Origin of the sequence: Escherichia sp. F1 (genome assembly GCF_046764225.1) — a bacterium.
GTDB classification, from domain to species: domain Bacteria; phylum Pseudomonadota; class Gammaproteobacteria; order Enterobacterales; family Enterobacteriaceae; genus Escherichia; species Escherichia coli.
In genome coordinates this window covers 3,533,279-3,554,009 of record NZ_CP177202.1, presented here as the reverse complement: position 1 = coordinate 3,554,009, position 20,731 = coordinate 3,533,279, and the positions used below count along the sequence as shown (strand labels likewise).

18 protein-coding genes are annotated in these 20,731 nt (G+C 49.9%); 13 read left to right on the top strand and 5 right to left on the bottom strand.

Annotation, left to right across the window (positions count from 1 at the left end; all coding sequences use genetic code 11):
• Positions 1-9 precede the first annotated feature (9 nt).
• Genes cnoX through tesA form a run of 3 tightly spaced genes read right to left on the bottom strand, consistent with a single transcriptional unit; the run spans position 10 to position 2,347 of the window.
• Positions 10-864, bottom strand: a complete 855-nt coding sequence (gene cnoX / locus ACK8NJ_RS17250) for a chaperedoxin (protein ID WP_021575931.1) — start codon at positions 862-864, stop codon at positions 10-12.
• A 60-nt stretch (positions 865-924) separates the two neighbouring features.
• Entirely contained in the window at positions 925-1,734 is an 810-nt protein-coding gene (gene ybbO / locus ACK8NJ_RS17245; RefSeq protein WP_000148932.1) for an NADP(+)-dependent aldehyde reductase, read from the bottom strand.
• Entirely contained in the window at positions 1,724-2,347 is a 624-nt protein-coding gene (gene tesA, locus ACK8NJ_RS17240; RefSeq protein WP_001295836.1) for a multifunctional acyl-CoA thioesterase I/protease I/lysophospholipase L1, read from the bottom strand. The genes ybbO and tesA overlap by 11 nt, the downstream gene beginning before the upstream one ends.
• On the opposite strand from tesA, the gene ybbA reads away from it, so the two are divergent.
• The 5 genes from ybbA to ACK8NJ_RS17215 all read left to right on the top strand — a co-directional run bounded on the left by ybbA (position 2,318) and on the right by ACK8NJ_RS17215 (position 8,911).
• Positions 2,318-3,004: a putative ABC transporter ATP-binding protein YbbA gene (ybbA, locus tag ACK8NJ_RS17235; protein WP_001110573.1), complete on the top strand. Its 687-nt coding sequence runs from the start codon at positions 2,318-2,320 to the stop codon at positions 3,002-3,004. The two genes, tesA and ybbA, sit on opposite strands and share 30 nt — an antisense overlap.
• The gene (gene ybbP, locus ACK8NJ_RS17230; RefSeq protein WP_411961826.1) at positions 3,001-5,415 is read left to right on the top strand and encodes a putative ABC transporter permease subunit YbbP; all 2,415 of its coding nucleotides are present in this window, start codon (positions 3,001-3,003) and stop codon (positions 5,413-5,415) included. The genes ybbA and ybbP overlap by 4 nt, the downstream gene beginning before the upstream one ends.
• 168 nt (positions 5,416-5,583) lie before the next feature.
• Positions 5,584-7,584, top strand: a complete 2,001-nt coding sequence (tssD, locus tag ACK8NJ_RS17225) for a type VI secretion system tube protein TssD (protein ID WP_411961825.1) — start codon at positions 5,584-5,586, stop codon at positions 7,582-7,584.
• Entirely contained in the window at positions 7,574-8,236 is a 663-nt protein-coding gene (locus tag ACK8NJ_RS17220) for a DUF2931 family protein (protein ID WP_097439693.1), read from the top strand. The genes tssD and ACK8NJ_RS17220 overlap by 11 nt, the downstream gene beginning before the upstream one ends.
• A gap of 6 nt (positions 8,237-8,242) precedes the next feature.
• The gene (locus tag ACK8NJ_RS17215) at positions 8,243-8,911 is read left to right on the top strand and encodes a DUF2931 family protein (protein ID WP_256270454.1); all 669 of its coding nucleotides are present in this window, start codon (positions 8,243-8,245) and stop codon (positions 8,909-8,911) included.
• Between the two features lie 51 nt (positions 8,912-8,962).
• Here the strand turns inward: ACK8NJ_RS17215 and mnmH are convergent, their stop codons facing one another.
• Positions 8,963-10,069, bottom strand: coding sequence for a tRNA 2-selenouridine(34) synthase MnmH (gene mnmH / locus ACK8NJ_RS17210; RefSeq protein WP_220418201.1), 1,107 nt, complete (start codon positions 10,067-10,069; stop codon positions 8,963-8,965).
• Positions 10,070-10,137: 68 nt separating this feature from the next.
• The gene (gene allS / locus ACK8NJ_RS17205; RefSeq protein ID WP_000460135.1) at positions 10,138-11,064 is read right to left on the bottom strand and encodes an HTH-type transcriptional activator AllS; all 927 of its coding nucleotides are present in this window, start codon (positions 11,062-11,064) and stop codon (positions 10,138-10,140) included.
• A gap of 229 nt (positions 11,065-11,293) precedes the next feature.
• Between allS and allA the strand changes: the two genes are divergently transcribed.
• The 8 genes from allA (at position 11,294) to ACK8NJ_RS17165 (ending at position 20,710) form a co-directional block, all read left to right on the top strand.
• On the top strand, positions 11,294-11,776 hold the full coding sequence (allA, locus tag ACK8NJ_RS17200; protein WP_000776388.1) for an ureidoglycolate lyase: 483 nt from the start codon (positions 11,294-11,296) through the stop codon (positions 11,774-11,776).
• A gap of 77 nt (positions 11,777-11,853) precedes the next feature.
• Positions 11,854-12,669, top strand: coding sequence for an HTH-type transcriptional repressor AllR (gene allR, locus ACK8NJ_RS17195; RefSeq protein WP_000141275.1), 816 nt, complete (start codon positions 11,854-11,856; stop codon positions 12,667-12,669).
• 89 nt (positions 12,670-12,758) lie between these two features.
• Positions 12,759-14,540, top strand: a complete 1,782-nt coding sequence (gcl, locus tag ACK8NJ_RS17190; RefSeq protein WP_001305518.1) for a glyoxylate carboligase — start codon at positions 12,759-12,761, stop codon at positions 14,538-14,540.
• 12 nt (positions 14,541-14,552) lie between these two features.
• Positions 14,553-15,329 (top strand): hydroxypyruvate isomerase, encoded by a 777-nt coding sequence (gene hyi, locus ACK8NJ_RS17185; RefSeq protein WP_001599503.1) that lies wholly within the window; start codon positions 14,553-14,555, stop codon positions 15,327-15,329.
• Between the two features lie 99 nt (positions 15,330-15,428).
• Positions 15,429-16,307: a 2-hydroxy-3-oxopropionate reductase gene (glxR, locus tag ACK8NJ_RS17180; RefSeq protein WP_000765832.1), complete on the top strand. Its 879-nt coding sequence runs from the start codon at positions 15,429-15,431 to the stop codon at positions 16,305-16,307.
• Positions 16,308-16,476: 169 nt separating this feature from the next.
• Positions 16,477-17,931: an allantoin transporter gene (locus tag ACK8NJ_RS17175; RefSeq protein ID WP_001599505.1), complete on the top strand. Its 1,455-nt coding sequence runs from the start codon at positions 16,477-16,479 to the stop codon at positions 17,929-17,931.
• A 59-nt stretch (positions 17,932-17,990) separates the two neighbouring features.
• Positions 17,991-19,352 carry an allantoinase AllB gene (gene allB, locus ACK8NJ_RS17170; protein ID WP_000006897.1) on the top strand — a complete coding sequence of 454 codons (1,362 nt, stop codon included), beginning with the start codon at positions 17,991-17,993 and terminating at the stop codon, positions 19,350-19,352.
• Between the two features lie 56 nt (positions 19,353-19,408).
• A complete protein-coding gene (locus ACK8NJ_RS17165; protein ID WP_001302767.1) occupies positions 19,409-20,710 on the top strand; it encodes a uracil/xanthine transporter in 1,302 nt (433 codons plus the stop codon).
• Positions 20,711-20,731 lie beyond the last annotated feature (21 nt).

Sequence of the window (20,731 nt, the reverse complement as noted above, 5' to 3'; positions counted from 1 at the left end):
AACGGAAACTCAATACAACAACGCATACAGCTGGCGGCGATACTTCGACGCCAGTGCATCACCTGTACCCAGCGCAGCGAGGATCTCCTGGAACGTTTTACGCGTCTGACCGTCTGCGGCAGTGAGATCTTTACGCAGATGCCCAAACAGTAACTCCAGCGCCTCTTCATTGCGCCCGACCTGGTGCAGTTGCAGCGCCAGTTGCGTCGCCAGTGCGGCATCTTCTGGATTTTCCGCCACCTGCTGTTGCAACTGTTGAATTTCCGGCGTATCAGCCGCCTGCTTCAGCAGTTCGATTTGCGCTACCAGCCCGTGGTAGCGGGTGTCCTGATCCTGTAACGGAATGGTTTTCAGCACGGCTTCTGCATCTTCAGAACGGTTCAGCGCAATCAGCGTTTCTGCCAGCAGCAGGCCGATCTCCCCGTTCTGATTCGACAACTGCCAGGCGTCTTTCAGCAATGGCAGGGCGTCGGTGTAATTGCCTTCCTGCATCAGCTGCATCGCCTGCTGCGCTTTCAGCTCTTCTTCGCGCGGCAGCACTTTATCCAGCAGGGCGCGGATCGCCTCTTCCGGTTGCGGCCCCTGGAAGCCGTCTACCGGTTGCCCGTTCTGGAACAGATACACGGTCGGAATCGCGCGCAGACCAAACTGGGCGGCAATCATCTGCTCCGCGTCGCAGTCCAGCTTCGCCAGAATAAATTGCCCGTTGTACTGCGCCGCGAGGCTTTCCAGAATTGGGGTTAACTGCAAACAGTGCTGGCTACGTTCAGACCAAAAATAGAACAGCACCGGAGTGGTCATCGACTGTTCAAGAACCTGTTGCAGGTTAGATTCGTTAATGTTGACAATATTTTCTACGGACATGGAGTCGCTCTCTGTTGTCGATATTTTCTTTGACATGGGGGCTTAAGCGCGCGCTTCAACTCACCCCTGCAATATTTTGTCCATCACGCGCCCCGGCAGCAGGCGCTTGAGCACCATTACCGCCCAGGTCACCAGCGTTACCGGATAGCGCATCTTCGGTTTCTCGCTAATAAAAGCATGGCGCACTTTGTCGACCACCGCTTCCGGTCCCAACGTAAAGCGGGCGGCGATGCCAGGATTTTCGACTGGTTTATCACTTTGCGTCTGGTTGACGTTGTCGGTGAAGCGAGTACGAATGGGACCGGGTTCGATCAGGCTAACTTTAACTCCGCTGTGGCGCAGCTCCATGCGCAGCGCGTCTGACCACGCCTCCAGCGCATATTTACTGGCTGCGTAAGCGCCTCGACCCGGCGTGGAGATTAATCCCATCACCGATGAGGTCATCACAATACGCCCTTCACCGTGCGGTAACATCGCGGGTAACAGGCGCATGGTGAGCTGGTGTGCGCCGAAAAAGTTGGCGGAAAACTGCTGTTCCATCTGCGCACGGCTGATGGTGGAAAGGGGGCCATACATGCCGAATCCGGCATTGTTAAAGATCCCATACAGACAATTATCGGTCAGGGCGATCACTTCGTCGGCTGCGCGATCAACACTTTCTGGCGAATCCAGATCGATCAACACGCCGGTAAATCCCATGCTGTTCATGCGCTCAACATCATCCGCTTTCCGGCAACCTGCCAGCACATGAAAACCCTGGCGTTTTAATTCGAGCGCACTTTCCAGGCCAATTCCACTGGAACATCCGGTAATTAAGACCGATTTTTGCATAACTTTACCTGTCAGGATCTCCGTTGCTTTATGAGTCATGATTTACTAAAGGCTGCAACTGCTTCGCCATCCAGTCGGCAATAAACGGCTGGGCGTCGCGGTTGGGATGAATACCGTCATCCTGCATCCATTGTGGCTTGAGGTAGACCTCTTCCATAAAAAAGGGCAGCAGCGGAACATCAAACTCTTTGGCGAGTTTGGGGTAAATGGCACTAAAGGCTTCATTATAACGGCGACCATAGTTTGCAGGCAGACGTATTTGCATTAACAATGGTTCAGCGTTGGCGGCTTTGACATCCTGCAAAATCTGGCGCAGCGTTTGCTCGGTTTGCTGTGGCTGAAAACCACGCAAACCGTCATTGCCGCCCAGTTCTACCAGCACCCAGCGCGGCTGATGCTGTTTCAGCAGAGCCGGAAGGCGCGCCAGCCCTTGTTGCGAGGTGTCGCCGCTGATGCTGGCATTGACTACCGACGTTTTACTCTGCCACTTATCATTCAACAAGGCAGGCCAGGCCGCGCTGGCAGACATTCGATACCCGGCGCTCAGGCTATCACCCAGAATCAATAACGTGTCCGCTGCGGCGGCACGGAAGGTTAACAGGACCAGGAACAGGAAGGGCAAATGCCAGCGGAAAACATTGTTGAAGTTCATCATCTTAAGAAGTCCGTCGGTCAGGGGGAGCATGAACTCTCCATCCTCACCGGAGTTGAGCTGGTTGTCAAACGTGGCGAGACCATCGCACTGGTGGGTGAGTCGGGATCGGGTAAGTCAACCTTACTGGCGATCCTCGCCGGGCTGGATGACGGCAGCAGTGGCGAAGTGAGTCTGGTGGGACAACCTCTACATAATATGGACGAAGAAGCGCGGGCAAAGTTGCGCGCGAAGCACGTAGGCTTTGTTTTTCAGTCATTTATGTTAATTCCTACCCTTAACGCGCTGGAAAACGTCGAGCTTCCGGCGCTGCTGCGCGGTGAGAGTAGCGCAGAAAGTCGTAACGGGGCGAAAGCGTTGCTCGAACAGTTAGGACTGGGTAAACGTCTGGATCATCTTCCGGCACAGCTTTCCGGCGGTGAACAGCAACGAGTGGCGCTGGCACGAGCCTTTAACGGTCGACCTGATGTGCTGTTTGCCGACGAACCCACCGGCAACCTTGACCGCCAGACCGGCGATAAAATTGCCGACCTGCTGTTTTCCCTCAACCGTGAGCATGGCACCACGTTGATTATGGTGACCCACGACCTGCAACTGGCGGCACGCTGCGACCGCTGCTTACGGCTGGTGAACGGGCAGTTGCAGGAGGAAGCATGATTGCACGTTGGTTCTGGCGCGAATGGCGCTCGCCGTCGCTATTAATTGTCTGGCTGGCGCTAAGCCTGGCGGTGGCCTGCGTGCTGGCGCTGGGCAATATCAGCGATCGCATGGAGAAGGGCTTAAGCCAGCAAAGCCGGGAGTTTATGGCGGGCGATCGGGCGTTGCGCAGTTCGCGCGAAGTGCCGCAAGCGTGGCTGGAGGAAGCGCAAAAGCGCGGCCTGAAAGTCGGCAAGCAGCTGACTTTCGCCACCATGACCTTTGCAGGCGACACACCGCAGCTGGCGAACGTCAAAGCGGTGGATGATATCTACCCGATGTATGGCGATCTGCAAACTAATCCCCCAGGCCTGAAACCGCAGGCGGGCAGCGTATTGCTGGCCCCACGCCTGATGGCACTGCTTAACCTGAAAACGGGCGATACCATTGACGTGGGCGATGCCACCTTGCGGATTGCCGGAGAAGTGATTCAGGAACCGGATTCCGGTTTTAATCCTTTCCAGATAGCCCCACGCCTGATGATGAATCTGGCGGATGTTGATAAAACCGGAGCCGTGCAGCCGGGGAGTCGGATCACCTGGCGCTATAAATTCGGCGGCAACGAGAACCAGCTCGACGGCTATGAGAAATGGTTGTTACCCCAGCTTAAACCCGAACAACGCTGGTACGGTCTGGAACAGGACGAAGGCGCGCTGGGGCGCTCGATGGAACGCTCGCAACAGTTCCTGCTGCTTTCGGCGCTTCTGACCTTGCTGCTGGCAGTGGCAGCGGTGGCAGTGGCGATGAATCATTACTGTCGCAGTCGCTACGATCTTGTGGCGATCCTCAAAACGCTGGGGGCAGGGCGAGCGCAACTGCGTAAGCTAATCGTCGGTCAGTGGTTGATGGTGCTGGCGCTTTCAGCCGTTACCGGTGGGGCGATAGGCCTGTTGTTCGAAAACGTGTTGATGGTGCTGCTCAAGCCCGTTCTGCCTGCTGCACTACCGCCAGCCAGCCTCTGGCCGTGGTTGTGGGCGCTGGGCTCCATGACGGTCATCTCGCTGCTGGTGGGGCTACGACCGTACCGCTTGTTGCTGGCAACGCAGCCTTTACGCGTATTGCGTAATGATGTGGTCGCGAACGTCTGGCCGCTCAAGTTTTATCTGCCGATTGTCAGTGTGGTGGTTGTGGTGCTGCTCGTCGGATTAATGGGCGGCAGTATGCTGCTCTGGGCGGTGCTGGCGGGCGCGGTCGTGCTGGCTTTGCTGTGCGGCGTGCTGGGCTGGATGCTGCTGAATGTACTTCGCCGCATGACGCTGAAATCGCTACCTCTGCGCCTGGCGGTTAGCCGCCTGTTACGTCAGCCGTGGTCAACGTTAAGCCAGCTTTCGGCATTTTCGCTCTCCTTTATGCTGCTGGCGCTGTTGCTGGTATTGCGTGGCGATCTGCTCGACCGCTGGCAACAGCAGCTACCGCCAGAAAGCCCGAACTACTTTTTAATCAACATCGCCACAGAACAGGTTACGCCGCTAAAAACGTTCCTCGCGGAACATCAGATAGTCCCGGAATCATTTTATCCGGTGGTGCGGGCGCGACTGACGGCGATTAACGACAAGCCGTCAGAAGGCAATGAAGATGAGGCGCTTAACCGCGAACTCAATCTTACCTGGCAAAATACGCGGCCCGATCATAATCCGATTGTCGCCGGTAACTGGCCGCCAAAAGCCGATGAAGTGTCGATGGAAGAGGGGCTGGCGAAACGCTTAAACGTTGCCCTCGGTAATACCGTGACTTTTATGGGCGATACCCAGGAGTTCCGCGCTAAAGTGACCAGCCTGCGCAAAGTGGACTGGGAAAGTCTGCGGCCTAATTTCTATTTTATTTTCCCTGAAGGGGCATTAGACGGGCAACCGCAGAGCTGGCTTACCAGTTTCCGCTGGGAGAATGGCAACGGCATGTTGACGCAACTCAACCGCCAGTTCCCTACCATTAGCCTGTTAGACATTGGCGCGATTTTAAAACAGGTCGGTCAGGTGCTGGAGCAGGTAAGTCGGGCGCTGGAGGTGATGGTGGTGCTGGTCACCGCCTGCGGTATGTTGCTGTTGCTGGCACAGGTGCAGGTGGGAATGCGTCAGCGTCATCAGGAGCTGGTGGTGTGGCGCACACTCGGTGCGGGGAAAAAGCTGCTGCGCACGACATTGTGGTGTGAGTTCGCCATGCTTGGGTTTGTTTCTGGCCTGGTAGCCGCAATTGGTGCGGAAACGGCGCTGGCAGTGTTGCAGGCGAAAGTGTTTGATTTTCCGTGGGAGCCAGACTGGCGATTGTGGATTGTGCTGCCGTGCAGCGGTGCACTGCTGCTGTCGCTTTTCGGCGGCTGGCTGGGCGCGCGACTGGTTAAGGGTAAGGCGCTGTTCAGGCAGTTTGCGGGGTGATGTGACAAAGCCGTTTATTTCTACCTGGTAGATAAACGGCTTTATTATTAGTGCATCACGTAATTAAAAAATTGTTATGCCCAAACATATAATTAATATACATTGCCAAATGAGATGTTTATTAAGTTTATATTATATAATTAAAATCTATGGAATGGGTGTAATCATATGGGTGACATTATATATTTACGCATTACAGGGGAGCAACAAGGTAATATTTCTGCAGGATGCGGGACGCAAGCCTCTGTCGGGAATCGGTATCAACAGGGACATGAAGATGAAATATTTGTTTTTAGTTTTCAGGGAGGAGTGAGTAATACAGGATTTGGCATTAATCATCAAGCGATACAATTTTGTAAAATTCTCGATAAAAGCTCACCGCTGCTGATGAATTGCATTAATAATAACGAACGATGCCGTTTTGAGTTTGATTTTTATCGTATTAATAAATATGGGAAATGGGAAAGTTATTATTATATTGAAGTCCGCGGTGCAACGTTAACTCAGAATCAGATTATAATAAAAGAAAATGAACTCGACTATCAATATATAACAATACACTACGAATATATCTACTGTAAGCATCTTACAGCCAATACAGAATTTAGTTATTTACTCACACCTGAAAATTATAATCGCCTTTTCCCACCGACGCTCTTACCTGTCGAGGAAAAACCAGAAATACCGCCTGAACGAGAAATTATCCTCACCATTGGCGTATTCTTTGATGGCACAGGAAACAATTTAACCAATACGAATTTACGTATGAGTTTTTGCCAACCAGAAACCTATGGTCTGGATATACAGGATTTGGCCTCATTTAATAAACAATGTTTGAGCAAGCAGGGTAAAACGGGATCCGGTGTACAGAGCTATTTGAATTACTATACAAATATTCATTGGTTGAATGAGTTGTATCATCGGCAATTAGTTTTAGATGATGATGTATTTAACATTCAGGAAAAAATATATATTGAAGGCATTGGCACTGAAAATAATAAAGCAGACTCTCTGGTAGGAATGGGACTAGGAAATAATGATACTGGGGTAATTGCCAAAACTGACCGTGCGATATCACTGCTTCGTGAGGCACTGGCAGAGATTATTGTTGATTTTAAGGATGCTAAACTAGTAATTAAACGTCTACAGTTTGACGTATTTGGCTTTAGTCGTGGGGCAGCAGCCGCACGGCACTTTACTAATCGCGTATTTGAGCGTGATCCCGTACTGATTAAAACCATTACGACGGCATTTCAGTCAGTTGAATATTTAGGTAAACCTTCCGGGGAAGTGCAATTTTTAGGTATTTTTGACACAGTTGCAGCCATCGGAGGGCTGATGGATGGTTTTGACCCTCATGATGGTAATAACTTTCCGGTAAAAGTGAAGTTACCGCCAGGTGTGGCCAAACATGTATTCCAGCTTACAGCAATGCACGAATGCCGCTATAACTTTTGTCTCAATAGCATAAAGGAAAGCTGGCCAGAATTAAGTTTCCCTGGATCACATGCTGATATTGGTGGCGGTTATGACCCACTGGAAGATGAGTACCTGTTTTTAAGTCGCCCGGTGATTGAAACGGTACTGGAAAATGTGCCGGTGGAAGCGACAAGCACTTACCAAAAAGCAGCACAGCAGGCAGAGTTATTGTGGCGCTATTCAACGCTGGCTCCGATTCTGCCTTCTGGTGTCCTGAAAATTGAATCCAATATTGATGAAATAGCGTCACCTGACCACTTAGGTAATGTGAGAAAACGGGTCGCTGCAGCGGTGACATTTCGCAGAACTATCACCAATGACTGGTCAAAGATTGCGTTAAGAGTAATGTATGAAGTCGCTAAAGAGGCAGGGGTAGTATTTGATGAAATACCAGATGATGATTATTATAAATATCCAGAGGAGTTAAGTGAAATATGTGATAAATCAATATCACAAGCTAAAGACGTATTTAAAAAATCTACGCCACAACCTTTTTCTTCAGAAGAACTACTCATTGTTGGAAAATATTTACACTGCTCTTCTAACTGGAATGCCGTCGATTATCGATTGAAAAATAAGGTTTCTACTGAAGTATCAGCGTTTAAAACATTTAGTTTTGTTAATCGGCCGGATGAAAATTGGAGCAGAACTATATACGATATGCAAGGGAGTAAACAAAATGGAATTTAATATAAAGTTAACGTTTGTTTTTATTATGTGTATGATTCTTAATTTTAACGTAGCAGCGAAAGAAAAAATATCGTTGCTTGCACCCTATGATGAGTGGTATTTCCTTTTTTTCTACCCTAATGCGCTACCGGCACGAGTTACCTATGTAGAACTATTGGACACTGATGGTATCTATTATCAGTTCAGAACGCTGGATGCTACCGCTCCGAGTTCCACAACTATTGATCAATGGAGAGATAATCTTCGGGTTGGGGTGTTATCATTCAATAAAGCTAAAAATCCCCCTATGTCTATCCATTTCTGCTGGGATTCAGTGATTGATAAAAAAGTGTATGAAACCTGGATAACGCTGGCGGGAGACGTCTGGAAATTGATGCTCACACCTTATTCAGCACCTGGCGATGGCAGTGAAAAGTATTATCTGCGGCATCTGTTAATCGGGCTGGCTCCGGAAGGGAAAATAGGAGTGTGGTTGGAGAAACCTGATAAACCCAATATTCGCCTGACGGATAAGCAGATTCTGATAGAAACGGTTTCAGGTGAAAATATGGAAATGTGTAACGGCCGAAGTGCCTATAAACATGGGTATTCCTACCCGGAAAGTACAAAAAACTTTATCAAAGATAAAAAATATCCTTATGGTAACTGGTAAGTAACAATGAAAATAATAGCTAAAATAATTTATAGATTAACCATTGCGTTAATGATAGCCGGATCAGTCCAGACAGCAGCGAAAGAAAAAATATCGTTGCTTGCACCCTATGATGAATGGTATTTCCTTTTTTTCTACCCTAATGCGCTACCAGCACAAGTTACCTATGTAGAACTATTGGACACTGATGGTATCTATTATCAGTTCAGAACGCTGGATGCTACCGCTCCGAGTTCCACTACTATTGGTCAGTGGAGAGATAATCTTCGGGTTGGGGTGTTATCATTCAATAAAGCCAAAAATCCCCCTATGTCTATCCATTTTTGCTGGGATTCAGTGATTGATAAAAAAGTGTATGAGACCTGGATCACGCTGGCGGGAGAAGTCTGGAAATTGATGCTAACACCTTATTCACCACCAGGCGGTGGCAGTGAAAAGTATTATCTGCGGTATCTGTTAATCGGTCTGGCTCCGGAAGGAAAAGTACGGGTATGGCTGGAGAAACCTGACAAGCCCAATATTCGCCTGACGGATAAGCAGATTCTGATAGAAACGGTTTCAGGTGAAAAAATGGAAATGTGTAAAGGAATTTCCCGGCATGATTTTTCTCTTGGAGACGATGAATATGTTCTTGAGTTTATCAAAGATAAAAAATATCCCTATGGCAACTGGTAGTTAACCAGTTGCACAATTTCTCAAAGAGGCATGGAAAAGCATTTTTGTGGGTTAATAACCACAGGCATAAGTCTTAACCCATTCCGCCACTTCCGCCCACTCACCGCGAAAGACAACTTTTTCCGCTTTTTTCTCAAGCTGATAGCGATACATCGGGTCGTAATATTCTTCAAGTAACGGCACCAGCCAGGCCAGATGACCGTCGGTACTGCCAGTGGTGAGTTGCGTTGCCAGCGCCGCATCCAGACGTGCAGCCAGTTCGTTATAGCGCTGTAGCCCCAGCCGACGCTTAATCGCCGAAAGTCCGTGATGCAGGTATTCGCAATACTCCTGCCAGCCCTGTTCGTCGCCGTACGCGTGGGTAAAATCATGATGCATACGCAAGAAATACTCTTCGTTCAGGCGTTCAAGACGGATCTCAAATGGATCTTCTACCACCGCAATCGCCGCCTGAGTCATTCGCTCGCGCAGACATTCCGGTAGGTGATTAGAACCAATCATCCGGCTTTCATCTTCCAGCACCCACAGGTGCAAATCCTGACGGGCGTCGGTTTTTAGCATTTCGGCAGCCAGCAGATTTTCAAAACTCGCCTGGCTAAGTTGTGGTTGTAACGTGCGACCAAACGCCGAACCGCGATGACGCGCCAGCCCTTCCAGATCAACACCGTTCGGCTGTTGTTGCACTAACAGCGTTTTACCGCTGCCGGTACAACCGCCAATCAGCACTATCGGTTTTTGTGCCAGTTCAATAGTCGCCTGAATCGCGGTCTGGCGCAGTGCCTTATAACCGCCTTCCACCAGCGGATAATCAATCCCCGCTTCATGCAGCCAGCGTTGCACAATATGTGAACGTTGACCGCCTCGGGCGCAGCAGAGAATACCTTGCGGATTTTGCAGGCACGCTGCCCGCCAGGCGTCCATGCGCTGCTGACGAATTTCACCCGCCACCAGTTTATGACCCAGCGCCAGCGCCGCGTCTGACCCTTGCTGTTTATAGCAGGTGCCAACGGCGGCGCGTTCATCGTTATTCATTAACGGCAGGTTGATAGCGGCAGGCATTGCGCCTTGCTCAAACTCGATAGGGGCGCGAACATCAATAATGGGCGTATCAGCAATCAGCAGGGCACGATAGTCCTGTTCCGTGTGTCTCTCTTGCATAGTTAAAAGTGAACCTCAAATCAGCTTGCGCGCTATTTTACGCGCCAACGCGCAAGGAAACTTGATTTTTAACTGCGTGGGTTGCCGAAAATTTCTAAAAATCCGCTGATTTCCGGCCTGCGTTGGGTAAACAAGGTCACAATATCTTCTACCGCTTTGCCGCTGCCAAATTTGCGCCATGCCAGACTCAATGGTGAAGGAGGGCGCATCGTTGGGATTACCCGGCTGACCAGTTGTTGATTATCGATCATTGACTGGCAAAGTGATTTTGGCAAAAAACCAATGCCAACGCCCGCCAGATGGGCGGCGATTTTCGTTTCCATATCGGGAACAATAATCTCTTTTTGCCCCGGCAATCGCCAGGCGACGCGTTTGGTTAGTGTGCGGGCGCTGTCTTCAATATTAACCGCCGGAAAGCGCCGCAACTGCGCTTCTGTTAGCGGCTCTTCAACTTTCGCCAGCGGATGATCCGCCGCCATGACAAAGCGCCATTGCACCGATCCTAAGGGATCAAGACTAAAGGTATTTGCCAGCGCCTCGGTTCCCGTGACGCCGATAGCCAGTGAAAAACCTTCGTACAATAGCGAGTCCCAGACGCCCATATAGATTTGTCGGGAGATGTGAAACTGGGTAAAGGGGTAACGTTCATTCAGCCACGCCAGCAGTTGGGCGACGGCCTGGGGGTTGTAGAGCAGGTTGTTGATGACAATATTCACCTGGCGTTCCACGCCATCATTCACCTGTTGCAGCTCGCTGGGCATACTTTCCAGCCAGCTCAGCCAGTCTCTGGCCTGGGAAAGTAGATGCTCGCCAGCCGCTGTCAACGTCACGCTGCGAGTCGTGCGGAAAAACAGCGCCACTCCGGTATTCTCTTCCAGAAGTTTAATGCGATAACTGATCGTCGCCGTGGTTTTACACAATCGTTCTGCCGCTTTTGAAAAACTTCCTGTTTCAGCAACCGCAATGAAAGTCCGCAAGGTTTCTGGATCGAACATCTTCAGGTATCCCCTTTTAAATCCGCAAGTTGCGTGATTTTCTTATCCTCTGATTTATCAGTATTTTTACATGATAACCCTGTTCAATTTGTGGACTAAATCTAGTTTTGGAAAAATATTCCAACTTTTGTGTTGATGTTGTTCCCTTAAGGTTTTAGATTGCCTGTTATTGAAACCAAGCTGACCGGTCGGCGCTGGTTGAACGGAATTATGTTACAAGGACAAAAAGATGAAACTTCAGGTATTACCGTTAAGTCAGGAAGCCTTTAGTGCTTATGGCGATGTAATCGAAACGCAGCAACGGGATTTTTTCCATATTAACAATGGCCTGGTAGAGCGTTACCACGATTTGGCGCTGGTTGAGATTCTTGAGCAAGACCGTACGCTCATCAGCATTAACCGCGCGCAACCGGCGAATCTGCCGCTGACCATTCACGAACTCGAACGTCATCCGCTGGGCACTCAGGCCTTTATCCCGATGAAAGGTGAAGTGTTTGTGGTGGTCGTGGCGTTAGGTGACGACAAACCAGACCTGTCAACGCTGCGGGCGTTTATCACCAACGGTGAACAGGGGGTGAATTACCATCGTAACGTCTGGCATCACCCACTTTTCGCCTGGCAGCGCGTCACCGATTTTCTGACCATCGATCGCGGCGGCAGTGACAACTGTGATGTTGAAAGTATTCCTGAACAGGAACTCTGTTTTGCGTGACGCCTGCAACCGACTTGCATAAGATAAACTAATTGTTCATTGTTTATGCTCACTTGTAGGTCGGAGTTAACGTAGGTATGACGGAAGTTAGACGGCGCGGCAGGCCAGGACAGGCGGAGCCTGTGGCACAGAAGGGCGCACAGGCGTTAGAGCGGGGAATTGCGATTCTGCAATATCTGGAAAAAAGTGGGGGAAGTTCGTCGGTTAGCGATATTTCTCTCAATCTGGATTTGCCGCTCTCCACGACCTTTCGCTTGCTGAAGGTTTTACAGGCAGCGGATTTTGTCTATCAGGACAGTCAGTTAGGCTGGTGGCATATAGGATTAGGTGTCTTTAACGTCGGTGCGGCGTACATCCATAACCGCGATGTCCTCTCCGTCGCCGGGCCGTTTATGCGCCGCCTGATGTTACTTTCCGGCGAAACGGTCAATGTCGCTATTCGTAACGGCAATGAAGCAGTATTAATTGGTCAGTTAGAGTGTAAATCGATGGTCAGGATGTGTGCGCCGCTGGGCAGTCGTCTGCCGCTGCATGCTTCCGGTGCGGGCAAGGCGCTGCTTTATCCGCTGGCGGAAGAAGAGTTGATGAGCATCATTCTGCAAACCGGTTTGCAGCAGTTTACGCCAACGACGCTTGTGGATATGCCCACCTTGCTGAAGGACCTGGAACAAGCGCGTGAACTGGGCTATACCGTAGATAAAGAAGAGCATGTTGTCGGCCTGAATTGCATAGCTTCAGCAATTTACGATGATGTAGGTAGTGTTGTTGCCGCTATCTCCATCTCCGGGCCTTCATCAAGACTGACAGAAGATCGTTTTGTCAGTCAGGGTGAGCTGGTCAGAGACACCGCCCGCGATATCAGCACGGCGTTGGGACTGAAAGCACATCCATAGTGTCTGTCGCATCCCGCTCTGCGGAGCGGGTTTTTTTGACAAAATTTGAAAGTTGGAAAATTTTTCCAATTTATAGAGGTAGGAATAAAATGGCAAAAATGAGAGCCGTTGACGCGGCAATGTATGTGCTGGAGAAAGAAGGTATCACCACCGCCTTCGGCGTTCCGGGAGCAGCAATCAATCCGTTCTATTCAGCGATGCGTAAGCACGGCGGTATTCGTCACATTCTGGCGCGTCATGTGGAAGGTGCTTCGCACATGGCGGAAGGTTATACCCGCGCAACGGCAGGGAATATCGGAGTATGTCTGGGGACTTCCGGTCCTGCGGGCACGGACATGATCACCGCGCTCTATTCCGCTTCTGCTGATTCCATTCCTATTCTGTGTATTACCGGCCAGGCTCCGCGCGCCCGTCTGCATAAAGAAGATTTCCAGGCCGTTGATATTGAAGCAATTGCTAAACCGGTCAGCAAAATGGCGGTTACAGTTCGTGAAGCGGCGCTGGTGCCTCGTGTGCTGCAACAGGCGTTTCACCTGATGCGTTCTGGTCGCCCGGGTCCGGTACTGGTGGATTTACCGTTCGACGTTCAGGTTGCGGAAATCGAGTTTGATCCTGACATGTACGAACCGCTGCCGGTCTACAAACCTGCTGCCAGCCGTATGCAGATCGAAAAAGCGGTAGAAATGTTAATTCAGGCCGAACGTCCGGTGATTGTTGCCGGGGGCGGGGTAATCAATGCTGACGCTGCTGCACTGTTACAACAGTTTGCTGAACTGACCAGCGTTCCGGTGATCCCAACGCTGATGGGCTGGGGCTGTATTCCCGACGATCATGAACTGATGGCCGGGATGGTGGGTCTGCAAACCGCGCATCGTTACGGTAACGCAACGCTACTGGCGTCCGACATGGTGTTTGGTATCGGTAACCGTTTTGCGAACCGTCATACCGGTTCGGTAGAGAAATACACCGAAGGGCGCAAAATCGTTCATATCGATATTGAGCCGACGCAAATTGGCCGCGTGCTGTGTCCGGATCTCGGCATTGTCTCTGATGCTAAAGCGGCGCTGACGCTGCTGGTTGAAGTGGCGCAGGAGATGCAAAAAGCGGGTCGTCTGCCGTGTCGTAAAGAATGGGTCGCCGACTGCCAGCAGCGCAAACGCACTTTGCTGCGCAAAACCCACTTCGACAACGTGCCGGTGAAACCGCAGCGCGTGTATGAAGAGATGAACAAAGCCTTTGGTCGCGATGTTTGTTATGTCACCACCATTGGCCTGTCACAAATCGCTGCGGCACAAATGCTGCATGTCTTTAAAGACCGCCACTGGATCAACTGTGGGCAGGCAGGCCCGCTGGGCTGGACCATTCCGGCGGCGCTGGGGGTTTGTGCCGCTGATCCAGAGCGCAAAGTGGTGGCGATTTCCGGTGACTTCGACTTCCAGTTTCTGATTGAAGAATTAGCCGTTGGCGCACAGTTCAACATTCCGTACATCCATGTACTGGTCAATAACGCCTATCTGGGTCTGATTCGCCAGTCGCAGCGCGCGTTTGATATGGATTACTGCGTACAGCTCGCGTTCGAAAATATTAACTCCAGTGAAGTGAACGGGTACGGCGTCGACCACGTAAAAGTAGCGGAAGGTTTAGGTTGTAAAGCGATTCGGGTCTTCAAACCGGAAGATATTGCACCAGCCTTTGAACAGGCGAAAGCCTTAATGGCGCAATATCGGGTACCGGTAGTCGTGGAAGTTATTCTCGAGCGTGTGACCAATATTTCGATGGGCAGCGAACTGGATAACGTCATGGAATTTGAAGATATCGCCGATAACGCAGTGGACGCACCGACTGAAACCTGCTTCATGCACTATGAATAAGGGAGATAAATAATGTTACGTTTCTCTGCTAATTTATCGATGTTATTTGGTGAATATGATTTTCTCGCCCGTTTTGAGAAAGCTGCGCAGTGTGGTTTTCGCGGCGTTGAATTTATGTTCCCTTATGACTATGACATTGAAGAATTAAAACAGGTGCTGGCGAGTAATAAACTCGAACATACGTTGCACAATTTACCGGCAGGTGACTGGGCGGCGGGCGAGCGGGGTATTGCTTGTATTCCTGGTCGTGAAGAAGAGTTTCGGGATGGCGTAGCAGCAGCGATTCGTTATGCTCGTGCGCTGGGTAATAAAAAAATTAACTGTCTGGTCGGTAAAACGCCGGCTGGTTTCAGCAGTGAACAGATTCACACAACGCTTGTAGAAAACCTGCGTTATGCCGCGAATATGCTGATGAAAGAAGATATTTTATTACTGATTGAACCTATCAACCATTTTGATATTCCTGGTTTCCATCTCACCGGAACTCGCCAGGCACTGAAACTGATTGACGATGTTGGTTGCTGCAATTTGAAAATTCAGTATGACATTTATCACATGCAGCGGATGGAAGGTGAATTAACTAATACCATGACTCAGTGGGCCGATAAAATTGGTCACCTGCAAATTGCTGATAATCCGCATCGCGGCGAACCGGGAACCGGAGAAATTAATTATGATTATCTCTTTACGGTAATCGAAAATTCTGACTACAACGGTTGGGTTGGGTGTGAATATAAACCCCAAACCACCACGGAAGCCGGTTTACGCTGGATGGATCCGTACCGTTAAAACGTAACGCTATTCAGACAATGCTTTTTTAGGCCGCTAAGTTGGCAGGGGATCGTGTTGTCTGAATTCAGGAAAAGCGAAATTTAAAAGAGGTTAATTATGAAACTGGGATTTATTGGCTTAGGCATTATGGGTACACCGATGGCCATTAATCTGGCGCGAGCCGGTCATCAACTGCATGTCACAACCATTGGTCCGGTTGCTGATGAATTACTGTCACTGGGTGCCGTCAGTGTTGAAACTGCGCGCCAGGTAACGGAAGCAGCGGACATCATTTTTATTATGGTGCCGGACACACCACAGGTTGAAGAAGTTCTGTTTGGTGAAAATGGTTGTACCAAAGCCTCGCTGAAGGGCAAAACCATTGTTGATATGAGCTCCATTTCCCCGATTGAAACTAAGCGTTTCGCTCGTCAGGTGAATGAACTGGGCGGCGATTATCTCGATGCGCCAGTCTCCGGCGGTGAAATCGGTGCGCGTGAAGGGACGTTGTCGATTATGGTTGGCGGTGATGAAGCGGTATTTGAACGTGTTAAACCGCTGTTTGAACTGCTCGGTAAAAATATCACCCTCGTCGGCGGTAACGGCGACGGTCAAACCTGCAAAGTGGCAAATCAGATTATTGTGGCGCTCAATATTGAAGCGGTTTCTGAAGCCCTGCTATTTGCTTCAAAAGCCGGTGCGGACCCGGTACGTGTGCGCCAGGCGCTGATGGGCGGCTTTGCTTCCTCACGTATTCTGGAAGTTCATGGCGAGCGTATGATTAAACGCACCTTTAATCCAGGTTTCAAAATTGCGCTGCACCAGAAAGATCTCAACCTGGCACTGCAAAGTGCGAAAGCACTGGCGCTGAACCTGCCAAACACTGCGACCTGCCAGGAGTTATTTAATACCTGTGCGGCAAACGGTGGCAGCCAGTTGGATCACTCTGCGTTAGTGCAGGCGCTGGAATTAATGGCTAACCATAAACTGGCCTGATACCCGCAATAAAAATGGCCGATATCAGAAAATGAATCGGCCAGCAATATTAAAAAAAGAAAGCAGCCAAAGATGTTGCTTCAGTATTAAAAATAATATTTTTATTTTATTTGTTCCTCATAGCTAGATTAAAACAACGTTATTCGATACGTGAAATTAAGAGGGATTTATGGAACATCAGAGAAAACTATTCCAGCAACGCGGCTATAGCGAAGATCTATTGCCGAAAACGCAAAGCCAGCGGACCTGGAAAACATTTAACTATTTTACCTTATGGATGGGTTCGGTTCATAACGTTCCCAATTATGTGATGGTCGGCGGCTTTTTTATTCTCGGCTTGTCTACCTTTAGTATTATGCTGGCAATTATCCTCAGCGCCTTTTTCATTGCCGCGGTAATGGTATTAAACGGCGCTGCGGGCAGTAAATACGGCGTACCGTTTGCCATGATCCTGCGTGCTTCTTACGGCGTACGTGGCGCACTGTTTCCCGGATTATTAAGAGGCGGTATTGCTGCCATTATGTGGTTTGGCCTGCAATGTTACGCGGGGTCACTGGCCTGCTTGATTCTGATTGGCAAAATCTGGCCGGGATTTTTAACTCTCGGTGGTGATTTTACCCTGTTAGGGCTTTCTCTACCGGGCTTAATTACTTTCTTACTCTTCTGGCTGGTTAACGTTGGTATTGGTTTTGGCGGCGGCAAAGTTTTAAATAAATTCACTGCCATTCTTAACCCGTGCATCTATATCGTTTTCGGCGGTATGGCGATTTGGGCGATTTCGCTGGTCGGGATCGGTCCAATCTTTGACTACATCCCGAGCGGTATTCAGAAAGCAGAAAACGGTGGCTTCCTGTTCCTGGTGGTGATTAACGCAGTGGTTGCGGTCTGGGCAGCACCGGCGGTTAGCGCATCCGACTTTACGCAAAATGCTCACTCGTTTCGTGAGCAGGCACTTGGGCAAACGCTGGGTTTGGTCGTAGCTTATATTCTGTTTGCGGTCGCCGGGGTATGTATTATTGCCGGAGCCAGTATTCACTACGGCGCTGATACCTGGAACGTGCTGGATATTGTTCAGCGTTGGGACAGCCTGTTTGCCTCGTTCTTTGCGGTACTGGTTATTCTGATGACGACCATTTCCACTAACGCCACCGGTAATATTATTCCGGCTGGTTATCAGATTGCCGCCATTGCACCGACAAAACTGACCTATAAAAACGGCGTACTGATTGCCAGTATTATCAGTTTGCTGATCTGCCCGTGGAAATTAATGGAAAATCAGGACAGTATTTATCTGTTCCTCGATATCATCGGTGGGATGCTGGGTCCGGTAATTGGTGTCATGATGGCGCATTATTTTGTGGTGATGCGTGGACAAATTAATCTTGACGAACTGTATACCGCAGCAGGTGATTTCAAATATTACGATAACGGCTTTAACCTCACCGCGTTTTCAGTAACTCTGGTGGCCGTTATTTTATCTCTCGGTGGTAAATTTATTCCGTTCATGGAGCCTTTATCACGCGTTTCATGGTTTGTCGGCGTTATTGTCGCATTCGCTGCCTACGCGTTATTAAAAAAACGTACAGCAGCAGAAAAAACAGGAGAACAAAAAGTCACAGGTTAATTAATCCCGATATTGAACATTGAGTTAAAAACCAATCTGTATTTTACAAGGAGTTTGTTATGTCTTTTGATTTAATCATTAAAAACGGCACCGTTATTTTAGAAAACGAAGCTCGCGTTGTAGATATCGCCGTTAAAGGCGGAAAAATTGCTGCTATCGGTCAGGATCTGGGTGATGCAAAAGAAGTTATGGATGCGTCTGGTCTGGTGGTTTCGCCGGGCATGGTTGATGCGCACACCCATATTTCTGAACCGGGTCGTAGCCACTGGGAAGGTTATGAAACCGGTACTCGCGCAGCGGCAAAAGGTGGTATCACCACCATGATCGAAATGCCGCTCAACCAGCTGCCTGCAACGGTTGACCGCGCTTCAATTGAACTGAAGTTCGATGCCGCTAAAGGCAAGCTGACTATCGATGCGGCACAACTCGGTGGCCTGGTGTCTTACAACATCGACCGTCTGCATGAGCTGGATGAAGTGGGCGTTGTCGGCTTCAAATGTTTCGTTGCGACCTGTGGCGATCGCGGTATCGACAACGACTTCCGTGATGTAAACGACTGGCAGTTCTTCAAAGGTGCGCAGAAGCTGGGCGAACTGGGTCAGCCGGTGCTGGTGCACTGCGAAAACGCGCTGATTTGTGACGAACTGGGCGAAGAAGCGAAACGTGAAGGTCGCGTAACCGCTCATGACTATGTGGCTTCGCGTCCGGTATTTACCGAAGTGGAAGCGATTCGCCGCGTGCTGTACCTGGCGAAAGTTGCCGGTTGCCGTCTGCACGTTTGCCATATCAGCAGCCCGGAAGGCGTTGAAGAAGTGACTCGTGCACGTCAGGAAGGTCAGGACGTTACTTGTGAATCCTGCCCGCATTACTTCGTACTGGATACCGATCAGTTCGAAGAAATCGGTACTCTGGCGAAGTGTTCACCGCCGATCCGCGATCTGGAAAACCAGAAAGGCATGTGGGAAAAACTGTTTAACGGTGAAATCGACTGCCTGGTTTCCGACCACTCACCATGCCCGCCGGAAATGAAAGCTGGCAACATCATGAAAGCATGGGGTGGTATCGCCGGTCTGCAAAGCTGCATGGACGTGATGTTCGATGAAGCGGTACAGAAACGCGGAATGTCTCTGCCAATGTTCGGCAAATTAATGGCGACTAACGCAGCAGATATTTTCGGTCTGCAGCAAAAAGGCCGTATCGCCCCAGGAAAAGATGCCGACTTCGTCTTCATTCAGCCGAATAGCAGCTATGTTCTTACCAATGACGATCTGGAATATCGCCACAAAGTCAGCCCGTATGTTGGCCGTACCATTGGCGCGCGTATCACGAAAACCATCTTACGTGGTGATGTGATTTACGACATCGAACAGGGCTTCCCTGTTGCGCCGAAAGGTCAATTTATCCTTAAACATCAGCAGTAATCTGGCCCCTGCAATGCCCGTCCTTGCGGCGGGCATTCTCCGGTTAAGGTGTGTTTATGTTCAATTTTGCAGTGAGCCGCGAAAGCCTGTTATCAGGATTTCAGTGGTTTTTCTTTATTTTTTGCAACACGGTTGTGGTTCCTCCTACGCTACTTTCTGCTTTTCAGTTGCCGCAAAGTAGCCTGCTTACGCTCACGCAATATGCTTTTCTTGCTACCGCACTGGCCTGCTTCGCTCAGGCGTTCTGCGGTCATCGTCGCGCTATTATGGAAGGGCCGGGTGGCCTGTGGTGGGGAACCATCCTTACTATCACCCTTGGTGAAGCATCGCGCGGGACACCGATCAACGATATCGCTACCAGCCTGGCGGTGGGGATTGCTCTCTCTGGCGTGCTGACGATGTTGATTGGTTTTAGCGGATTAGGCCATCGCCTGGCACGGTTATTTACGCCGTCGGTGATGGTCTTGTTTATGTTGATGCTGGGCGCGCAGCTGACCACTATCTTTTTCAAAGGTATGCTCGGGCTGCCGTTTGGCATAGCCGACCCGAATTTTAAAATTCAGTTACCGCCGTTCGCGCTCTCGGTGGCGGTGATGTGCCTGGTACTGGCGATGATTATTTTCCTGCCGCAACGTTTTGCCCGTTATGGCCTGCTGGTCGGCACCATAACCGGCTGGTTGTTGTGGTACTTTTGCTTTCCTTCTTCGCATTCGCTCTCCGGTGAGTTGCACTGGCAGTGGTTCCCGCTCGGCAGTGGCGGTGCTTTGTCTCCGGGGATTATTCTGACGGCGGTGATTACAGGTCTGGTGAATATCAGCAATACCTACGGTGCGATTCGGGGCACGGATGTTTTTTATCCGCAGCAGGGCGCGGGGAATACGCGTTATCGTCGCAGCTTTGTGGCGACCGGATTTATGACACTGATAACTGTACCGCTGGCGGTAATTCCATTTTCACCGTTTGTTTCATCCATTGGTTTATTAACCCAGACTGGCGATTACACGCGGCGTTCGTTTATTTATGGCAGCGTTATTTGCCTGCTGGTGGCGCTGGTTCCGGCACTCACACGACTGTTTTGCAGTATCCCTTTACCCGTGAGTAGCGCGGTCATGCTGGTTTCTTATCTGCCTTTACTCTTTTCGGCGCTGGTGTTTAGCCAGCAAATAACCTTTACCGCTCGCAATATTTATCGACTCGCATTGCCGTTATTTGTCGGCATATTTTTAATGGCATTACCGCCTGTGTATCTGCAAGACCTTCCATTAACGCTGCGTCCTCTGCTCAGTAACGGCTTATTGGTCGGGATCTTACTGGCTGTTCTTATGGATAACCTTATTCCGTGGGAACGCATCGAATAATTTGTTGAAAAAGGATTGATA